At 50.9% G+C, this 18137-nt stretch carries 26 protein-coding genes; 24 read left to right on the top strand and 2 right to left on the bottom strand.

Annotated features, from left to right (window positions below; translation table 11 throughout):
- Window positions 1-14 precede the first annotated feature (14 nt).
- From LDN84_RS02330 to LDN84_RS02410, 17 genes are all read left to right on the top strand, one after another.
- Entirely contained in the window at window positions 15-1187 is a 1173-nt protein-coding gene (locus LDN84_RS02330) for a D-alanyl-D-alanine carboxypeptidase family protein (RefSeq protein WP_223907612.1), read from the top strand.
- Window positions 1188-1308: 121 nt separating this feature from the next.
- Entirely contained in the window at window positions 1309-1686 is a 378-nt protein-coding gene (rpsL, locus tag LDN84_RS02335) for a 30S ribosomal protein S12 (RefSeq protein ID WP_223907615.1), read from the top strand.
- A gap of 151 nt (window positions 1687-1837) precedes the next feature.
- Window positions 1838-2311: a 30S ribosomal protein S7 gene (gene rpsG / locus LDN84_RS02340; RefSeq protein ID WP_223907618.1), complete on the top strand. Its 474-nt coding sequence runs from the start codon at window positions 1838-1840 to the stop codon at window positions 2309-2311.
- Between the two features lie 96 nt (window positions 2312-2407).
- Entirely contained in the window at window positions 2408-4510 is a 2103-nt protein-coding gene (gene fusA / locus LDN84_RS02345) for an elongation factor G (protein WP_223907621.1), read from the top strand.
- A 110-nt stretch (window positions 4511-4620) separates the two neighbouring features.
- Window positions 4621-5811: an elongation factor Tu gene (gene tuf / locus LDN84_RS02350; RefSeq protein WP_223907624.1), complete on the top strand. Its 1191-nt coding sequence runs from the start codon at window positions 4621-4623 to the stop codon at window positions 5809-5811.
- Between the two features lie 9 nt (window positions 5812-5820).
- Window positions 5821-6135: a 30S ribosomal protein S10 gene (rpsJ, locus tag LDN84_RS02355; protein ID WP_028250951.1), complete on the top strand. Its 315-nt coding sequence runs from the start codon at window positions 5821-5823 to the stop codon at window positions 6133-6135.
- A gap of 198 nt (window positions 6136-6333) precedes the next feature.
- The gene (rplC, locus tag LDN84_RS02360; protein ID WP_223907627.1) at window positions 6334-7014 is read left to right on the top strand and encodes a 50S ribosomal protein L3; all 681 of its coding nucleotides are present in this window, start codon (window positions 6334-6336) and stop codon (window positions 7012-7014) included.
- Window positions 7014-7634 carry a 50S ribosomal protein L4 gene (gene rplD, locus LDN84_RS02365; RefSeq protein ID WP_223907630.1) on the top strand — a complete coding sequence of 207 codons (621 nt, stop codon included), beginning with the start codon at window positions 7014-7016 and terminating at the stop codon, window positions 7632-7634. The genes rplC and rplD overlap by 1 nt, the downstream gene beginning before the upstream one ends.
- A complete protein-coding gene (rplW, locus tag LDN84_RS02370; protein WP_223907633.1) occupies window positions 7631-7957 on the top strand; it encodes a 50S ribosomal protein L23 in 327 nt (108 codons plus the stop codon). Before rplD ends, rplW begins: the two co-directional genes overlap by 4 nt.
- A 2-nt stretch (window positions 7958-7959) precedes the next feature.
- A complete protein-coding gene (gene rplB, locus LDN84_RS02375) occupies window positions 7960-8784 on the top strand; it encodes a 50S ribosomal protein L2 (RefSeq protein WP_223907636.1) in 825 nt (274 codons plus the stop codon).
- Between the two features lie 11 nt (window positions 8785-8795).
- Complete coding sequence (gene rpsS / locus LDN84_RS02380) at window positions 8796-9074, top strand: 30S ribosomal protein S19 (protein ID WP_223907639.1); 279 nt, start codon at window positions 8796-8798, stop codon at window positions 9072-9074.
- A gap of 10 nt (window positions 9075-9084) precedes the next feature.
- Window positions 9085-9414 carry a 50S ribosomal protein L22 gene (gene rplV, locus LDN84_RS02385; RefSeq protein WP_223907645.1) on the top strand — a complete coding sequence of 110 codons (330 nt, stop codon included), beginning with the start codon at window positions 9085-9087 and terminating at the stop codon, window positions 9412-9414.
- A 16-nt stretch (window positions 9415-9430) separates the two neighbouring features.
- Window positions 9431-10327 (top strand): 30S ribosomal protein S3, encoded by an 897-nt coding sequence (rpsC, locus tag LDN84_RS02390; protein ID WP_223907648.1) that lies wholly within the window; start codon window positions 9431-9433, stop codon window positions 10325-10327.
- Window positions 10328-10329: 2 nt separating this feature from the next.
- The gene (gene rplP, locus LDN84_RS02395) at window positions 10330-10746 is read left to right on the top strand and encodes a 50S ribosomal protein L16 (RefSeq protein WP_223907651.1); all 417 of its coding nucleotides are present in this window, start codon (window positions 10330-10332) and stop codon (window positions 10744-10746) included.
- Between the two features lie 15 nt (window positions 10747-10761).
- Window positions 10762-10968 carry a 50S ribosomal protein L29 gene (gene rpmC / locus LDN84_RS02400; RefSeq protein ID WP_223907654.1) on the top strand — a complete coding sequence of 69 codons (207 nt, stop codon included), beginning with the start codon at window positions 10762-10764 and terminating at the stop codon, window positions 10966-10968.
- Between the two features lie 10 nt (window positions 10969-10978).
- Window positions 10979-11248: a 30S ribosomal protein S17 gene (gene rpsQ, locus LDN84_RS02405; RefSeq protein WP_223907657.1), complete on the top strand. Its 270-nt coding sequence runs from the start codon at window positions 10979-10981 to the stop codon at window positions 11246-11248.
- A 94-nt stretch (window positions 11249-11342) separates the two neighbouring features.
- Window positions 11343-11843, top strand: a complete 501-nt coding sequence (locus LDN84_RS02410; RefSeq protein WP_223907661.1) for a peroxiredoxin — start codon at window positions 11343-11345, stop codon at window positions 11841-11843.
- 46 nt (window positions 11844-11889) lie between these two features.
- Here LDN84_RS02410 and LDN84_RS02415 read toward each other — a convergent pair whose 3' ends face one another.
- Together LDN84_RS02415 and LDN84_RS02420 are read right to left on the bottom strand one after the other, a co-directional pair.
- Window positions 11890-12378 carry a GNAT family N-acetyltransferase gene (locus tag LDN84_RS02415; RefSeq protein ID WP_223907664.1) on the bottom strand — a complete coding sequence of 163 codons (489 nt, stop codon included), beginning with the start codon at window positions 12376-12378 and terminating at the stop codon, window positions 11890-11892.
- Window positions 12379-12421: 43 nt separating this feature from the next.
- Window positions 12422-13087 carry a cytochrome b/b6 domain-containing protein gene (locus LDN84_RS02420; RefSeq protein ID WP_223907666.1) on the bottom strand — a complete coding sequence of 222 codons (666 nt, stop codon included), beginning with the start codon at window positions 13085-13087 and terminating at the stop codon, window positions 12422-12424.
- A 95-nt stretch (window positions 13088-13182) separates the two neighbouring features.
- Between LDN84_RS02420 and LDN84_RS02425 the strand changes: the two genes are divergently transcribed.
- The 7 genes from LDN84_RS02425 (at window position 13183) to LDN84_RS02455 (ending at window position 18127) form a co-directional block, all read left to right on the top strand.
- Window positions 13183-13635 (top strand): c-type cytochrome, encoded by a 453-nt coding sequence (locus LDN84_RS02425; protein WP_223907668.1) that lies wholly within the window; start codon window positions 13183-13185, stop codon window positions 13633-13635.
- 101 nt (window positions 13636-13736) lie between these two features.
- The gene (locus LDN84_RS02430) at window positions 13737-14444 is read left to right on the top strand and encodes a DUF4197 domain-containing protein (protein WP_435405911.1); all 708 of its coding nucleotides are present in this window, start codon (window positions 13737-13739) and stop codon (window positions 14442-14444) included.
- Window positions 14445-14582: 138 nt separating this feature from the next.
- Window positions 14583-15029: a PTS sugar transporter subunit IIA gene (locus LDN84_RS02435; RefSeq protein WP_223907670.1), complete on the top strand. Its 447-nt coding sequence runs from the start codon at window positions 14583-14585 to the stop codon at window positions 15027-15029.
- A complete protein-coding gene (locus LDN84_RS02440; protein WP_223907672.1) occupies window positions 14998-15267 on the top strand; it encodes an HPr family phosphocarrier protein in 270 nt (89 codons plus the stop codon). Before LDN84_RS02435 ends, LDN84_RS02440 begins: the two co-directional genes overlap by 32 nt.
- Window positions 15264-17042, top strand: coding sequence for a phosphoenolpyruvate--protein phosphotransferase (gene ptsP, locus LDN84_RS02445; protein WP_223907674.1), 1779 nt, complete (start codon window positions 15264-15266; stop codon window positions 17040-17042). Before LDN84_RS02440 ends, ptsP begins: the two co-directional genes overlap by 4 nt.
- A 54-nt stretch (window positions 17043-17096) precedes the next feature.
- Window positions 17097-17534 (top strand): FecR family protein, encoded by a 438-nt coding sequence (locus tag LDN84_RS02450; protein WP_223907689.1) that lies wholly within the window; start codon window positions 17097-17099, stop codon window positions 17532-17534.
- Entirely contained in the window at window positions 17534-18127 is a 594-nt protein-coding gene (locus LDN84_RS02455; protein ID WP_223907692.1) for an OmpA family protein, read from the top strand. The genes LDN84_RS02450 and LDN84_RS02455 overlap by 1 nt, the downstream gene beginning before the upstream one ends.
- Window positions 18128-18137: the final 10 nt, after the last annotated feature.

Consider the following 18137-nt stretch of genomic DNA (forward strand, 5'->3'; position numbering starts at 1 on the left):
GAACCAGCATTTTCATGAAAAAAATATTTTTATCTCTGGCAGTGATCATTTGCCTGTCCGCTGCATCACAACCTGTGCAGCCGCCCGAAATTGCGGCACGTTCTTATCTGCTGTTGGATGTCACTGCCAATCAAATCTTGGCGGAAAAAGGCATTGATACCCCGGTCGAGCCTGCTTCGTTGACCAAACTGATGACAGCTTATTTGGTGTTTGATGCTTTGCGCAACAAAAAAATAGACCTTCATCAAACCCTTTCAGTCAGCGAGCGGGCCTGGAAGATGCCGGGTTCACGCATGTTTATTGATCCTAAGATGAAAGTGCAGGTAGAGGACTTGATCAAAGGCATGATTGTTCAAAGTGGCAACGATGCGACCGTGGCGCTGGCCGAGGGGGTGGGAGGGTCGGTGGAGCGGTTTGTCCAGTTGATGAACGATCAGGCCAAGGCGCTGGGCATGAAATCTACCGGTTATAAAAATCCAGAGGGTTTGACGGAGGCCGGACACACCACCACTGCGCGTGATCTGAGTGTGTTGGCAACCCGGTTGATGCAGGATTTTCCTGATTACGTGACCTATTACGCCATCAAAAAATACCGTTATGAAGGTGCGCCAACCGCTAATGACAGCAACCGCAATTTGCTGCTGTTTCGTGATCCCACAGTGGATGGCCTGAAAACCGGGCACACCGATGCTGCTGGGTATTGCCTGATTGCTACCGCCAAGCGTGAAGTGCCGGGCTTGGGGCATGCGGGGGCTTCTGCTGGCGTGGGTAGCCGACGTCTGTTGTCTATTGTGCTGGGAACCGCCAGTGAAAATGCCCGTGCCAACGAATCTCAGAAGTTGTTGAACTGGGGCTACACCGCCTATGAAGCAGTGAAGTTGTTTGATGCCAATCAGGCCGTGGTGACACCGCAGGTCTGGAAGGGTCGAGCAGCTACGGTGGCCTTGGGGCAATCTCGGGCCATTGTGGTGGCTGTGCCTGCAGGATATGGCTCCAAACTCACCACACAAGTGGCACGCCCAGAGCCTTTGGTGGCTCCGTTTGCCAAGGGGCAACAAGTCGGTGTGCTGAAGATCAGTAGCGCCGGACAAGCCTTGGCTGAAGTCCCTTTGGTGGCTTTAGAGGGGGTGGAGCAGGCTAACGTGCTGGGGCGCGCTTGGGATGCTTTGCGGCTGTGGATCAAATAAATTGTGTTTTGGCTGGTGAACTGATATAGTCACGGGCTTTTCGGAATTTCCGAAGAGTTTCACGTTTTCGTCGTTTTTTGTTTTTCAAACGTTTAGGGACGTTTAGTTTTTAGGAGGCTCAATGCCAACCATCAATCAATTAATCCGTCAGGGGCGCGCGGTTGAAACCGTCAAGTCCAAGAGCCCTGCGATGGAAAATTCCCCCCAACGTCGTGGTGTTTGCACCCGCGTTTACACCACAACCCCGAAAAAGCCAAACTCGGCTTTGCGTAAAGTTGCCAAAGTGCGCTTAACTAACGGGTTTGAGGTGATTTCTTACATTGGCGGTGAAGGTCACAACTTGCAGGAACACAGCGTGGTGCTGGTTCGCGGTGGTCGTGTCAAGGACTTGCCGGGTGTGCGTTACCACATCGTGCGTGGTTCGCTTGACTTGCAAGGCGTGAAAGATCGCAAGCAGTCACGTTCCAAATACGGTGCAAAACGTCCCAAAGCCAAATAAGCTGTTGGTTTGTTTGAATCAAAGGTGTTTGTTTGCTGCGTGGCGCAGGAGATAAACGAAGTGACCCAATGTTCGGGTCGAGTAAGTGAGAGACTTATTTTTAACTCTCGCGGTGTTTAATAGGCACCAACTGAAGCAATAGAGGTGAAAAATGCCACGTCGTCGCGAAGTCCCTAAACGTGAAATTCTGCCGGACCCAAAATTCGGCAATGTTGAGCTGTCCAAATTCATGAACGTGATCATGGAAGGCGGCAAAAAAGCGGTTGCTGAACGCATCATTTATGGTGCGTTGGAGCAAATCGAAAAGAAAAACCCGGGCAAAGACCCTGTTGAAGCCTTCACATTGGCCATCAACAACGTCAAACCCCTGGTAGAAGTGAAGTCTCGCCGTGTGGGTGGTGCCAACTACCAAGTGCCGGTTGAAGTTCGTCCGGTGCGTCGCTTGGCCCTAAGCATGCGCTGGATCAAGGAGGCTGCCCGCAAGCGTGGCGAAAAATCCATGGCTCTGCGTTTGGCCAATGAGTTGATGGAGGCCACTGAAGGCCGTGGTGGTGCCATGAAAAAGCGTGATGAAGTTCACCGCATGGCAGAAGCCAACAAGGCGTTCTCGCACTTCCGTTTCTAAAACGCATTAAACAACCCTCAGATGGTCTGGGGGTTGTGTATCGGACTGCATATGTAGGCCGTCACTCTCAAGACACAGATCACCTAAGGATCCATCATGGCTCGCCATACCCCCATTGAGCGCTACCGCAATATCGGCATTTCAGCGCACATCGACGCCGGTAAAACCACTACTACCGAACGTATTCTTTTCTACACTGGTGTGAACCACAAGATCGGTGAAGTGCACGATGGTGCAGCCACCATGGACTGGATGGAGCAAGAGCAAGAGCGTGGTATCACCATTACATCTGCTGCGACCACCTGTTTCTGGAAGGGTATGGAAGCTAATTTTGCTGAACACCGTATCAACATCATTGATACGCCCGGTCACGTGGACTTCACGATTGAGGTTGAGCGTTCCATGCGTGTGCTGGATGGTGCTTGCATGGTTTATTGCGCAGTGGGCGGTGTGCAGCCCCAGTCTGAAACTGTTTGGCGTCAAGCTAACAAGTACAAGGTACCTCGCTTGGCCTTTGTGAATAAGATGGATCGCACGGGTGCCAACTTTTTCAAGGTGGTTGATCAGATGAAGTTGCGTCTGAAGGCCAATCCAGTGCCAATCGTTATCCCGATCGGTGCTGAAGAAAATTTCACCGGTGTGATTGACCTGCGCAAGATGAAGGCCATCATTTGGGATGAGGCATCTCAAGGCATGAAGTTTACTTTTGAAGAAATTCCTGCTGATTTGCTGGCACAGGCCAAAGAATGGCGTGAAAAAATGGTCGAGTCCGCAGCTGAAGCCACTGAGGAGTTGATGAATAAATACCTTGAAGAAGGTGATTTGTCTGAAGAGGAAATTACTTTTGGATTGCGTACACGTGCTATCGCCTGTGAAATACAGCCTATGCTGTGCGGTACTGCGTTCAAAAATAAGGGCGTGCAGCGCATGCTTGATGCCGTGATTGAACTCATGCCTTCGCCGTTGGATGTGCCTCCAGTGCCAGGTTTTGATGAGGATGAAAAAGAAGTTACTCGAAAAGCTGACGACAAGGAAAAGTTTTCTGCTTTGGCATTCAAGTTGATGACGGATCCGTTTGTGGGTCAATTGACCTTTGTGCGGGTTTATTCAGGTGTGTTGACCAAGGGTGACACGGTTTATAACCCTATTCGTGGCAAGAAAGAGCGTATTGGTCGAATCGTCCAAATGCATGCCAACAAGCGCGAAGAAGTAAGTGAGATTGTTGCAGGTGATATTGCTGCTTGTATCGGCTTGAAAGATGTGACTACAGGCGAAACTTTGTGTGACCCCAGTGCCATCATCATGCTTGAGCGCATGGTGTTCCCTGAGCCGGTGATTACCCAAGCAGTTGAACCTAAAACCAAGGCTGACCAGGAAAAAATGGGTATTGCCTTGCAGCGGTTGGCTCAAGAGGATCCTTCTTTCCGTGTGAAAACAGACGAAGAATCCGGTCAAACCTTGATTGGTGGTATGGGTGAACTGCACCTTGAAATCATTGTGGATCGCATGAAGCGTGAATTTGGGGTGGAAGCCAATGTAGGTAAACCGCAGGTCGCCTACCGCGAAACCATCCGCAAGACCATTGAAGATGCTGAAGGCAAGTTTGTCCGTCAGTCTGGTGGTAAAGGTCAATATGGTCACGTAGTCTTGAAAATTGAACCCAATGAAGCCGGTAAGGGCATTGAGTTCGTAGATGCCATCAAGGGTGGTGTGGTGCCTCGCGAGTACATCCCTGCGGTGGAAAAAGGTATCCATGAAGCTGTCACCCAAGGTGTGTTGGCGGGTTATCCTGTGGTGGATGTCAAAGTTACATTGCACTTTGGTTCATACCACGATGTGGACTCCAACGAATTGGCCTTCAAGATGGCAGCCATTTTTGGCTTCAAGGAAGGCTGTCGCAAGGCGGGCCCGGTGATTCTTGAGCCCATGATGTCCGTCGAGGTGGAAACGCCAGAGGATTACGCTGGTAACGTGATGGGTGATTTGTCTTCACGCCGCGGCATGGTTCAAGGCATGGATGACATGGTGGGTGGCGGCAAAGCCATTAAGGCAGAAGTTCCTCTGTCAGAAATGTTTGGTTACTCCACTACCCTGCGCTCGATGTCGCAAGGCCGTGCTACTTACACGATGGAATTCAAGCATTACACGGAAGCTCCGCGTAATGTGTCTGAAGCCATCATGGCTGCGCGTGCCAAGTAAAAATTGATTTGTCTGCGATTTCGCACCCTTGGCTGCCCGTGGTCAGGGATTTAGTGACGAACTGCAAACATTAAACCAATTCACGGGCAATGTTCATTTAAGGAATCGATATGGGAAAAGAAAAATTCACACGAACCAAGCCCCACGTGAACGTGGGCACCATTGGTCACGTTGACCATGGTAAAACCACCCTGACAGCCGCCATCACCACTGTGCTGGCAGCCAAGTTTGGTGGCTCGGCTAAAGCCTACGACCAAATCGACGCAGCGCCTGAAGAAAAAGCACGCGGCATCACCATCAATACTGCTCACGTGGAATACGAAACGGCCAACCGCCACTACGCCCACGTGGACTGCCCAGGCCACGCTGACTATGTGAAAAACATGATCACTGGTGCGGCTCAAATGGACGGTGCCATTCTGGTCTGCTCGGCGGCTGACGGCCCCATGCCTCAAACCCGTGAGCACATCCTCTTGGCTCGCCAAGTGGGCGTGCCCTATATCATCGTCTACTTGAACAAATGTGACATGGTGGACGATGCAGAACTGCTCGAACTCGTTGAAATGGAAGTGCGCGAACTCCTGGACAAGTATGACTTCCCAGGCGACGACACCCCCATCATCCATGGTTCTGCCAAACTCGCCATGGAAGGCGATAAAGGCGAACTCGGCGAAGGCTCCATCATGAAGCTCGCTGATGCACTCGACAGCTACATCCCTCTGCCAGAACGTGCAGTGGACGGTGCTTTCCTGATGCCTGTTGAAGATGTGTTCTCCATTTCTGGTCGCGGCACCGTGGTGACTGGCCGTGTTGAACGCGGTATCATCAAAGTTGGCGAAGAAATCGAAATCGTCGGCATTCATGACACCCAAAAAACCACCTGCACTGGCGTGGAAATGTTCCGCAAACTGCTCGACCAAGGTCAGGCAGGCGACAACGTAGGTATCTTGCTGCGCGGCACCAAACGCGAAGACGTGCAACGTGGTCAAGTGCTGTGCAAACCAGGCTCGATCAAGCCGCACACCCACTTCACCGGCGAAATCTACGTCTTGTCCAAAGACGAAGGCGGCCGTCACACGCCATTCTTCAACAACTACCGTCCTCAGTTCTACTTCCGTACCACCGATGTGACCGGTGCTATTGAGTTGCCAGAAGGCAAAGAAATGGTGATGCCTGGTGACAACGTGTCGATCACGGTGAAGTTGATTGCCCCAATCGCCATGGAAGAAGGTCTGCGCTTCGCAATTCGTGAAGGTGGCCGTACCGTGGGTGCGGGTGTGGTTGCTAAGGTGATTGCTTAAGGATCAAAAATGGCAACTAAACAAAAAATCCGTATCCGCCTGAAAGCGTTTGATTACAAGTTGATTGATCAATCTGCCGCAGAAATTGTCGATACAGCCAAGCGTACCGGCGCTATTGTCAAAGGCCCCGTGCCATTGCCAACACGCATGAAGCGTTTTGACATTCTGCGTTCACCTCACGTCAACAAGACGAGTCGTGATCAGTTCGAAATTCGCACGCACCAACGTCTGATGGACATTGTTGACCCAACAGATAAAACTGTTGATGCATTGATGAAGCTCGACTTGCCTGCTGGTGTGGATGTCGAAATCAAGTTGCAGTAAAAAAATGTGCTGAAAACCACATTCTGGTTTTTGGCGCCTCTTTGAGTAGGCATTTAACTTGTGCTTAGCTTGAGTTAAGCGTTATACTCGCAGGCTCTTCCCATGTGTCAATGCATGGGAAGAGTTTTATTAACAGTCTCTCACATTCAAACAGAATAGCCAATTGCAGTTGTTTTGGTGAGAGTTACGGAGAAAACAATGAGTCTTAGCAATCACTTAGGGTTGCTGGGGCGCAAAGTTGGCATGATGCGTTTGTTTACGGATGATGGGAATGCAATTCCCGTGACCGTGATTGATGTGTCTAACAACCGCGTGACCCAGGTCAAAACCCAAGAGAACGACGGCTATGTCGCTTTACAAGTGACATTTGGTGCGAGAAAAGTTTCTCGTGTCAACAAGCCAACAGCGGGGCATCTGGCTAAAGCAGGTGTTGAAGCTGGTGAAATTATTCGTGAATTCCGTGTGGCTGCAGAAACTGCTGCCCAGTATCAGGCTGGCGCTGTGGTCCCTGTGCTTTCCGTGTTCTCGGTAGGTCAGAAGGTGGATGTGCAAGGTACATCCATTGGTAAGGGTTACGCTGGCACGATCAAGCGCCATCATATGAGTTCGCAGCGTGCATCACACGGTAATAGCCGTTCGCACAATGTACCGGGCTCTATCGGTATGGCCCAAGATCCGGGTCGCGTGTTTCCGGGTAAACGCATGACGGGTCATCTGGGTGATGATCTGGTGACAACGCAGAATTTGGATGTGGTCCGTGTTGACGAAGCACGCCAACTGCTGTTGATCAAAGGTGCAATTCCTGGTTCTGCTGGTGGTTTTGTCACCGTGCGTCCTGCAGTTAAATCACAACCCGCCAAGGCGAAAGGAGCGAACTGATGCAGCTCGAACTCCTGAATGATCAAGGCCAAGTGGCCTCTAAACTGGATGTGCCTGAGACCGTTTTTGGTCGTGCTTATAACGAAGACTTGGTTCACCAGGTTGTTGTTGCCTTTCAGGCCAACGCTCGGCAAGGTACTCGTGCACAAAAAGACCGCGAACAAGTTCGTCACTCGACCAAAAAACCTTTTAAACAAAAGGGAACTGGTCGCGCACGTGCTGGTATGACTTCGTCGCCCTTGTGGCGTGGTGGTGGTCGGATTTTTCCGAACATGCCAGATGAAAACTTTGCGCAAAAAATCAACAAAAAGATGTACAGAGCCGGTATGGCATCCATCTTGTCGCAGTTGGCTCGTGAAGGGCGACTGGCGGTTGTTGATTCACTCACGGTGGATTCTCCCAAAACTAAAGCATTGGCTGCCAAATTCAAGGCCATGAACCTTGAGTCGGTGCTGGTGATTGCTGATGAGGTTGATGAGAACTTGTACCTCGCATCACGCAATTTGGTCAATGTGCTGGTGGTTGAGCCTCGCTATGCTGATCCCGTGTCCCTGGTTCATTACCGCAAGGTGTTGGTAACCAAGGCTGCCATGGGCAAACTCCAGGAGATGTTCGCATGAGCCACGGTTCAAACAATCTTAAATTTGATGAAGGTCGCTTGATGCAAGTGCTCGTAGCACCAATCGTGTCTGAAAAGGCAACATTGGCAGCAGAGAAGAGCAATGCTGTGACGTTCAAGGTATTGCAAGATGCCACAAAACCCGAGATCAAAGCCGCTGTTGAATTGATGTTCAAGGTTGAGGTCAAAGGTGTCTCTGTGGTCAATACCAAGGGTAAAACCAAACGTTTCGGCAAGTCTGTTGGCCGTCGTGATAATGTGCGTAAAGCCTATGTCATGCTCAAGCCTGGTCAAGAGCTGAATCTCGGTGGGGAGGCTGCGTAATCATGGCTGTTATTAAAACCAAACCAACTTCACCAGGCCGTCGCGGCATGGTGAAAATCTCGCGCGATCATCTCCACAAAGGGGAAGGTTACGCGCCTTTGTTGGAGCCTCAGTTTCAGAATGCTGGCCGCAACAACAATGGTCACATCACCACTCGTCATAAAGGCGGTGGTCATAAGCATCACTATCGTGTTGTCGATTTCCTTCGCAACAAAGATGGTATTGCTGCCAAGGTTGAGCGTATTGAGTACGATCCCAATCGTTCTGCCCACATCGCTTTGGTGTGTTATGCAGACGGTGAGCGTCGCTACATCATTGCACCACGGGGTCTGGAAGTTGGTAGTTCCATCATGAGTGGTGCAGAAGCGCCGATCCGTGTTGGTAACACTTTGCCGATTCGCAATATTCCAGTGGGTTCCATAATTCACTGTATCGAACTCCAAATTGGCAAGGGTGCTCAAGTGGTTCGCTCGGCAGGTGCTTCGGCAACTCTGCTGGCGCGCGAAGGCATTTACGCTCAAGTTCGGATGCGTTCTGGTGAAGTTCGTAAGATTCACATCGAATGCCGTGCCACATTGGGTCAAGTCGCTAACGAAGAACACAGCTTGCGCCGTTTAGGCAAAGCCGGTGTGAAGCGTTGGATGGGTATTCGTCCAACCGTTCGCGGTGTGGTGATGAATCCTGTGGATCACCCGCATGGTGGTGGTGAAGGTAAGACCGGCGAGGGCCGTCATCCAGTCGATCCTTGGGGTAATCTGACCAAGGGATACCGTACCCGTAACAACAAGCGCACGCAGGTCATGATCGTGTCGCGTCGCAAGAAGTAAGGGGTAGGTAAATGACTCGTTCTCTCAAAAAAGGTCCTTTTGTTGACCATCACCTTGTAGCTAAAACTGAAAAAGCGATAGCTACCAAGGATAAAAAGCCGATCAAAACCTGGTCGCGTCGCTCAATGGTATTGCCTGAGTTCATCGGGTTGACCATTGCTGTGCACAATGGCAAGCAACATGTGCCTGTCTATATTACTGACCAAATGGTTGGCCATAAGTTGGGTGAGTTCGCGCTGACCCGTACTTTCAAGGGCCATCCCGCGGACAAAAAAGTCCAAAAGAAATAAGGAGTTGACCATGGAAACACGTGCAACCCTTCGTGGCGTTCGCTTGTCGGTCGATAAAGGCCGTCTGGTCGCGGATTTGATCCGTGGCAAAAAAGTAGATCAGGCTTTGAACATTTTGCAATTCACGCAGAAAAAAGCTGCTGGAATCATCAAAAAAGTTCTGGAGTCTGCCATTGCCAATGCTGAACACAACGATGGTGCTGATATTGACGAATTGAAGGTGAAAACCATCTACGTTGAACAAGGTGCATCGCTGAGGCGCTTCACGGCCCGCGCAAAAGGTCGTGGCAATCAAATCAGAAAACCCACGTGCCATGTGTACGTGACGGTTGGAAACTGAAAGAGGCCAGGAAGATATGGGACAAAAAATCCATCCAACCGGTTTTCGCTTGTCGGTGAGTCGCAATTGGGCATCTCGTTGGTATGCAAATGACCGCGATTTTGCTGGCATGCTGGCTGAAGACATCAAGGTGCGTGAGTACTTGAAAGCCAAGCTCAAAAACGCTTCTGTGTCTCGCGTTTTGATCGAACGCCCAGCAAAAAATGCTCGTATCACCATTTACTCGGCACGTCCGGGTGTGGTGATCGGCAAAAAGGGCGAAGACATTGAAAACTTGAAGCGTGACTTGGGCCGTCAATTAGGCGTACCCGTTGCCGTCAACATCGAAGAAGTACGTAAGCCTGAAATCGATGCCAAGTTGATTGCCGACTCGATCACTCAACAGCTCGAAAAACGCATCATGTTCCGTCGGGCCATGAAACGTGCGATGCAAAATGCCATGCGTTTGGGTGCTTTGGGCATCAAGATCATGTCATCAGGTCGCTTGAACGGCATTGAAATTGCGCGTTGCGAGTGGTATCGCGAAGGTCGTGTGCCACTTCACACCTTGCGTGCAGACATTGACTACGGTACTTCTGAAGCCAAGACCACCTATGGCATCATTGGTGTCAAGGTCTGGGTTTACAAGGGGGATACCTTGGGTCGTAATGACCTGCCTGTTGTTGAGACACCACGTCCTGATGATGAGCGTCGCCCACGTGGCCCGCGTCGTGATGATCGTGGTGGCCGTCCTGGTTCAGATCGCCCTGCTGGTCGCGGTGCCCGTCGTCCGCTCGGTGGCAACAATGCGCCTGCTGACGGCAGCGACAAACCTGCTGAAGCTTCTGGTGCTGATGCCAATAAACCCACCGTTCAGCGCGTCCGCAAGGTAGCCGCGCCAGCCGCTGCAGCAGCTGACGGTAAAGGAGAATAACTATGTTGCAACCCGCTCGCCGCAAGTACCGCAAAGAGCAAAAAGGCCGTAACACCGGTATCGCTACTCGAGGCAGTTCAGTGGCATTTGGTGACTTTGGTCTGAAGTGTGTGGATCGTGGTCGTTTGACCGCGCGTCAGATTGAGGCTGCACGTCGTGCAGTTTCTCGTCACGTGAAACGTGGTGGTCGTATCTGGATTCGAGTGTTCCCTGATAAACCTATTTCCCAAAAGCCTGCTGAAGTGCGGATGGGTAATGGTAAAGGTAACCCCGAGTACTATGTGGCTGAAATTCAGCCTGGCAAGATTGTGTTTGAAATCGTTGGTGTGTCAGAAGAGCTTGCTCGCGAAGCGTTCCGTTTGGCAGCAGCCAAGTTGCCTCTTCGCACGACCTTTGTGTCGCGCATGATTGGACAGTAATCAGGAGCAAATGATATGAAAACGACTGAATTACGCAAAAAAGACGTGGCCGGTTTGAAAGTAGAGGTCAAAGAGCTCCAAAAAGCTCATTTTGGTCTGCGCATGCAAAAAGCCACCCAACAACTTAATAACACAGCCACTTTGCGCACTGCGCGTCGTGATATTGCTCGCGCTAAGACCATTTTGGTCGAAAAGCTGGCTGCTGATCAATCCGCCAAATAAGGAGCGATAAATGACGGAAGCTAAAACATCCCTCAAGCGCACCTTGATTGGCAAGGTGGTCAGTGATAAACGCAGTAAAACTGTGACTGTTCTGATTGAGCGCCGTGTCAAGCATGAGCTTTATGGGAAGATTGTTGGCAAGTCCAGCAAGTACCATGCGCATGATGAAAAAGGTGAGTTCAAATTGGGTGACGTGATAGAAATCACGGAAAGTCGCCCGATTTCAAAAACCAAAAACTGGGTTGCGACTCGCTTGGTTCAAAAGGCCTCACTGGTCTAAGTCAATTTATTGGCTGGCTGACAGCTAAACCTAAAACGGCTCACAATTGTGAGCCGTTTTTATTTGGTGATTAGTTTTTAACTAGGAGTAAGTGATGATTAAAGTTGGCGATATGTTACCGGACGTAACCTTGATGGAATACCACGAAACCGAAGGTGGCGGGTGCAGTATGGGGCCGAATCCTGTGAGCGTACGTGCTGCCAGCGCAGATAAGACCATTGTGTTGTTTGCTTTGCCTGGTGCATTCACACCAACTTGTTCTGCGAAACATCTTCCTGGGTACCTTGAAAACCAGCCTGCCTTCAAAGCAGCGGGTGTGGATGAAATTTGGTGCGTAAGTGTGAATGATGCCTTTGTCATGGGGGCGTGGGCACGTGATCAACAAACAGGTGACAAGGTACGTATGTTGGCTGACGGTGATGCTTCCTTTGCCACGGCTACTGGTCTGACGCTGGATTTAACAGGTAGAGGTATGGGGTTGCGCAGCAATCGGTACTCCATGATTGTCAAAAAAGGCATAGTCATGTCATTAAATGTGGAGGCGCCAGGTAAGTTTGAAGTTAGTGATGCCGAAACACTATTGGGTCAACTATAGGCTTGGTGCAACCTTCTCTGACAAAAGGTTCAACTGGGCTGTACTTTCAGAGCTTGACCATCAGGTAATGAGCACCTTCAAGTGGGTTGAAATAGTAGGGTGGAATTTCAATAAACCCTAGGTCATCGTACAAAGCACGTGCTGTTTCCATTTCGGTAAGCGTATCCAAAAGGGCGTAAGAATAGTTGGCTTGTTGTGCTGCACTCAAAATGGCCTCCGCTAACTTGCGCCCTGCTCCATAGCCACGAAAAGGAGGTCGCACATAGAGGCGTTTAATTTCACAAGCATTGGGGTAGTCAACATTGTCTAGTGGGCGCAAGGCACAGCATCCCATCCATGTATTTCCCAAACGCGCTGCCAAAAGTGCCCCACGAGGGGGCGCGTAATCACCAGGTAAATTGGTCAACTCTGAATCAAACTGCTGAAAGCACAAGTCCACATTCAAGCTGTTTGCATATTCAGTGAAAAGCTGTCGAACAGCATCATATTCACTTTGTGTATTGGGCGTGACCAAGGTCAAACGATCAGTCGACATACAAATTAATCATGTCTCTAGATAGTTAAATTCTGTCTGTTGCTCAGTCAAGAAAAGAAACGAGACCAGTAACAAAAGCGGCACATACTATAAAAATAAAGGCGGCTTTTGCTCTATCGCTAGACGTGTCGCTCGATTTGGGGACATTGAATGAAAGCGTTTTGTCGCCTTTTAACATGGGGCTAACTAAATTGTCCTTCTTGCTGAAAAAGTAGTACCCAATGGCAGTCAAATGCGTTGCAACTAAAAAAAGTAATACCAGCTTACCGATTTCCTTGTGATAAAAAGTGGCAAAAGTAACCCAGTCTCCAGAAACAAAACGAGTTAACGGTCCAGCAGCAGAGATTTCATCGTCACTCATCAAGCCAGACGCAACTTGAAAACTCAAAAATGCAAGCAGTGCAAACACTGACAGTGCTCCCAATGGGTTATGCCCGACGGACTGCTGTGGCTCAGAATGCCCTTTTACGTAGTGAAGCATCGCTGAAGGGGAATACAAGAATGTAGCGAAACGAGACCAATAGCCGCCTAGAAACCCCCAGAAAAAGCGAAACAAAAGCAAGGAGAAGACGGTGTACCCCAACCGAAAATGCCAAACCATAGCACTTCCTCCTAAATTTGCAGTAATCAGCAAACCTGTAAAACAGATCACCAATAACCAGTGAAAGAGGCGGGTCGGCGCATCCCAAATACGGACAATCACATGCATAGATACCTTTAAATGTCAGGGAAAGCAGGATTCATTGATAACTTATACACTTCGGCTCCCGCTGTCGGTTCTAGTTTAACGATGAAAGGTTTTCCATGAAAATTTTGACTGCTTTGATTCTTTCTGGTTCAGTGTTGACCATGTCTTTGCCAGCTTCAGCTCAGTTTGCCAAGGCTGAAGATGCCATCAAATATCGTAAAAATGCTTTGTTTGTTATGCAACAAAATTTTGGGCGCGTGGCCGGTATGGCGGCTGGAAAAATTCCATTTGATGCTAAGGTGGCTGCGGAAAGTGCTGGAGTGGCAGATTTTGTTGCCAAGCTGCCTTGGGCAGGTTTTGGCCCCGGCACAGATAAGGGTGAAACCAAGGCTAAAGCTGAAATTTGGACGGACAAAGCCAAGTTTGATGACTATGCGAACAAAATGCAGGCTGAAATGAGCAAATTATCTGCTGCGGCCAAAACTGGCAACTTGGAAAATATCAAATTGGCGGTTAATGCTACGGGTGGGGCGTGTAAAGCTTGCCACGATGACTTCCGGTCAAAATAACTGAACCCAATATGCTGGACGGAAAGTGGTAACGCTTTCTGGTTATAGGATTTAGCGGCGTTAAGATGGCAAATGTTGACGCTATTTCACAGGAAAAACTTATGAATCGCCGCAAGTTTGGTTCTTCTTTTGTCATTTTTATCATGGGCGCAATATTGGGTGTACATGGGGATGCTCATGCGTTGTCATTGAGCGATCTCACCAACGCCCAAGCATCACAAGGATTGAAGACTGCCCTGGAAAAAGGTGCCATAGCGGCAGTGAATACATTGGGTCAAGCAAATGGCTTTTTGGGTAACGATAAAGTTCGCATTCCGCTTCCTGGGTATCTGGAAGATGCCGCCAAATTACTGCGCAGCTTTGGTCAAGGTGCGCGATTGGATGAGTTGATATTGGCTATGAATCAAGCTGCGGAAACCGCAGTACCTTTGGCGCGAGACATGTTGGTCAGTGCAGTCAAAAGCATGAATGTCCAGGATGCCAAAAAAATTCTCAGTGGTGGAGATACATCGGTGACTGAGTTCTTTGCAGAAAAGACACGCCAGCCATTGAATCAAAAATTCCTACCTATCGTCACAAAAACGACGGCACGTGCCAACTTGGCAGAAAAGTACAACCAGGTGGCTGGTAAAGCTGCTGGCATGGGGTTGATCAAAGGCGATCAGGCCAGCATAGAGCAATATGTCACCGGAAAAACGCTGGATGGTTTGTATTACATGATTGGTGAGGAAGAGAAAAAGATTCGCCAAGACCCTGTGGGAACCGGTAGTGCGGTACTGCAAAAAGTGTTTGGGGCACTCAAGTCATAAACCAACCTCGCAATACGTTTGACGAGTTGGTGTGTACCTCTTGGGCGAAAGCTAGCTGACGTAAATGGTCATAATCGACACCCAAGCACAGACTGAGTTGGATCGTCTAACGATGCTTGCAAAGACACCGGAACACACATGAACAACGGTATTTTCATCATGGCTCATGCGCCTTTGGCAAGTGCCTTGCGTCAATGTGTCTTGCATGTTTTTCCAGACGCGGCTACTGCAGTCGCCGTGCTTGATGTACAGCCCAACACACCCACAGAAGAGACATTGGCAGCTGCTCGGGTAGCCTTGGCCGTGTTGAATACCACGCATACGCTGGTATTGACCGACATGTTTGGCGCAACCCCCTGTAACGTGGCGCAAAAGCTTATCGACGGTGTCCACTCCCGTATGGTGGCGGGTGTGAATTTACCCATGTTGATGCGTGCAGTGACTTACCGAAATGAATCCCTGGATGCTTTGATTGCGCGTGTATTGGCAGGCGGATCTCAAGGCATCATGCAAGTAGCCGTGACAGCGCCGCAAAATCAGCAACGAAAACCAAATGACCAAAACTACAACGACCATCAGCAATAAGCTCGGCTTGCATGCACGTGCTTCGGCCAAATTGACCAAACTGGCGGGCAATTTCCCGTGCGAAGTATGGATGTACCGCGGTGACCGCCGCGTCAATGCCAAAAGTATCATGGGTGTGATGATGTTGGCCGCAGGCATGGGTGCGCAGGTTGAAATCGAAACCATTGGTGCCCAAGAGCAGGAAGCCATGGACGCATTGTTGGCCCTGATTGCCGACAAGTTTGGAGAGGGTGAATGACATTCAGCATCCACGGCCTGGCGGTAGCCCGTGGCATTGCCATCGGGCGGGCTGTATTGGTTGCATCAACCCGGCTGGATGTGGCCCACTACTTTATTGAGTCATCACAAGTTGTCGCCGAAATCAATCGGGTGCGCGATGGTCGTGATGCCGTGGTGGCAGAGATTCATCGTTTGCAGGCCAGTATTACCCAGATGGCACCCAAAGACACCCCACACGAGCTCACCGCTCTGCTGGATGTGCACTTGATGCTGTTGCAAGACGAAGAGCTTAGCAACGGTGTTCGCCACTGGATCAAAGACCGCCTTTACAACGCCGAATGGGCGTTGACTACTCAGCTTGAAGTGGTCGCCCGCCAGTTTGACGAAATGGAGGATGAATACCTGCGGGAGCGCAAAGCTGATCTGGAGCAGATCACAGAGAAAGTGCTGCGTGCCATGCGTGGTGTGTCGTCGCCCTTGGTGCAACCTCTTGGTCGCCACGGGAGGAAAATGTCACAGCAGGATCTGCTGCTGGATGACACGGTGGATGTCCCCTTGATTCTGGTTGCGCACGACCTCTCGCCATCGGACATGCTGCAATTCAAGCAGAGTGTGTTTGCCGGGTTTATCACCGATGTGGGTGGAAAAACCTCGCATACCGCCATCGTCGCGCGCAGCTTGGATATTCCTGCCGTAGTCGGGGCGCGCCTGAGCAGCCATTTGATTCGACAAGACGACTGGGTGGTCATTGATGGTGACGCTGGTGTGGTGGTGGTTGACCCGTCTCCCATCATCTTGGCGGAATATGGTTTCAAGCAGCGTCAAGGTGAGCTCCAGCGTGGTCGACTATTGCGCCTGTTGCACACACCGTCGGTCACCATGGACGGGCAAAAAGTCGAGTTATTGGCCAATATTGAAATGCCAGACGACGCTGAAAGTGCTTTGAAAGCCGGTGCCGTTGGTGTGGGCCTGTTCCGCAGTGAATTTTTATTCATGGGACGTCATGGCAAGTTGCCCAACGAAGACGAGCAGTTCCAGGCCTACAAGCGCGCGGTCGAAGGCATGCAAGGCTTGCCGGTCACAATTCGCACCGTGGATGTTGGTGCCGACAAACCGCTGGACGACACCTTGCGCGACGATGCTCATTTGAACCCAGCTTTGGGTTTGCGGGCGATTCGCTGGAGTCTTGCCGATCCCGCCATGTTTCTTACGCAGTTGCGTGCCATTTTGCGTGCAGCAGCGTTTGGGCAGGTGCATCTACTGATTCCGATGTTGGTGCATGCCAGTGAAATCCGCCAGACCATGGCTTTGATTGACCATGCGCGGGTGCAACTTGACAACCGTGGTGTAGCGTATGGGCCCATCAAAATTGGTGCCATGATCGAAATACCGGCAGCGGCACTGACACTCAAGGTGTTTTTGAAATACTTTGATTTCCTGTCCATTGGCACCAATGACCTGATTCAGTACACCCTGGCCATAGACCGGGCTGACGAGTCGGTGGCACACCTCTACGACCCCATGCATCCAGCGGTATTGCGCCTGGTAGCCAATACCATTGAGCAGGCGCGTGCCCAGGGCAAGCCGGTGAGTGTGTGCGGCGAAATGGCGGGGGATACCAGCATGACACGCTTGTTGCTGGGCATGGGCTTGCGCAGTTTCTCCATGCACCCGGCCCAGATATTGGCCATCAAGCAGGAGGTGCTGCGTGCGGACACCGAAAAACTGGGTCCTTGGGCTGAACAAGTGATGATGGATGATGAACCCAGCAAACGTATTGCCAAAAAAGCCTAAAAGCCGCTCAATGAATGCCAATGGCCAGGATGGATACAAAGCGAAAGGAACGCTATGAAATTCAAACAATGGGGCGTGAACCTGATCTTTCTGGCGTGTTGTGTCATGGGTGCGCAGGCACAAAGCGTGGGTATCTTGAAATCGGTGCAGGGGAAGGTTGGCCTGAACCAGCCCTCTGCGGTTCGATCCGTCTACGCGGGTGATGGTGTACAAACGGCGGACCGCATTGTCACAGGCAGTGGTTCCAGCGCTACGCTGACCCTGAAAGATGGTTCGGTGGTGTCGGTGGGCCCCAATTCGACCCTGATGCTGACGGATGTCAAGTTTGACACCACCACGCAAGAAGGCAGCTTGATCCTCAACCTGGTGCAGGGCAGCATTCGAATGGTCACCGGTTGGCTGGGCAAAGTTCATCCCGATCAGGTCAAGGTCATCACCCCCACCTCCGTGGTAGGGGTGCGTGGGACGGATTTCATTGTGGAGGTGCCATGATGCAATGGCTCAGGCAAGGCAGTGTAGGGGTCCTTTCAGCCTTGCTCATGGCTTGTGCTCCGGCCACACGGGTGATTTTGCTGCCCGAAGGTGCCGGCAAACACACCGCAGTGGATGTCAAAGGTGCCCTTGGGACAGTCAGTTTGACCGCCCCCTACCAAACGGCCAATGTGGACAAATCTGGATCGGTTGAATTGACCGAAACGGATCCCATGGTGGTGTTGGATCGTTATGGTGCCATCCTGGCGCACATGCCTGCGGCAGAGGAGCAATTTTTGCTCTACTTTGAAGTGGGTGGTGCAGAATTGACCGATGTATCCAAAGCGCAATTGCCGACCATTCTGGAGCGTGCACGAGCCCGCAAAGGCGGCGAAATCATCGTCATTGGACACACCGACCGGGTGGGTGCTGTGCCCGCCAACGATGCTTTGTCACTGGAGCGTGCGCGGGCCATCCGGCAGCTGTTGATGGATCAAGGCTTTAAGCCCGAGCTGATTGATGCCGTGGGGCGTGGTGAGCGTTCCCCCTTGGTGCCGACGGATGACGAAGTGGCTGAACCGCAAAATCGTCGTGCCGAAATCATTGTTCGCTGAGCATCCACGT

This window comes from Rhodoferax lithotrophicus (assembly GCF_019973615.1).
GTDB lineage: Bacteria > Pseudomonadota > Gammaproteobacteria > Burkholderiales > Burkholderiaceae_C > Rhodoferax > Rhodoferax lithotrophicus.